The organism is Blautia sp. AM47-4, assembly GCF_003479865.1.
In the GTDB taxonomy this organism is placed as follows: domain Bacteria; phylum Bacillota; class Clostridia; order Lachnospirales; family Lachnospiraceae; genus Fusicatenibacter; species Fusicatenibacter saccharivorans.
Window position 1 is genome coordinate 1 of record NZ_QUHY01000104.1, and the last position, 699, is coordinate 699.

At 45.4% G+C, this 699-nt stretch carries 1 protein-coding gene; it reads left to right on the plus strand.

Annotated features, from left to right (window positions below):
* Positions 1-683: radical SAM mobile pair protein A (locus tag DW965_RS18835; protein WP_119198684.1), on the plus strand; the 683-nt coding region annotated here is incomplete at its 5' end.
* Positions 684-699 lie beyond the last annotated feature (16 nt).

Genomic DNA, 699 nt, shown 5'->3' on the forward strand with positions numbered 1-699 from the left:
TTTGTATCAAAGATCAGATTCAGAACATGAATATCGTCATTGGCTGCACAGTGGGGTGTACATATTGCTATGCCCGCAACAACGTGAAACGCTGGCATATGATTGATGATTTCGCTGACCCTGAATTCTTTCCGGGTAAGCTCAAGATGATGGAAAAGAAACGTCCGCAGAACTTTCTTCTTACTGGCATGAGTGATTTCTCTGGATGGAAGCCGGAATGGAGAGACGAGGTATTTGCAAAGATCCGTGAAAATCCACAGCATCAGTTCCTGTTCCTTAGCAAGCGACCTGATTTGCTGGATTTTGATATCGATCTGGAAAACGCATGGTTTGGCGTTACGGTGACGAGGAAAGCAGAACGGTGGCGTATCGACGCCCTTCGGAAAAATGTCAGAGCAAAACATTACCATGTTACCTTTGAGCCGTTATTCGATGATCCCGGCACAGTTGACCTTTCCGGAATCAATTGGATCGTTGTCGGCACCATGACCGGAGCTCAGAGTAGGAAGATTCATACGGAGCCGGAATGGGCATGGTCTCTGACGGACCAGGCACATAAGCTCGGCATTCCGGTGTTTATGAAGGAAGATCTTGTCCCTATCATAGGGGATGAAAATATGATTCAGGAAATGCCGGAAGAATTTAATAAAGTGTTAGAGGTACAGAAATCATGGAAGAAGTAATAAATGGAATCCTCAT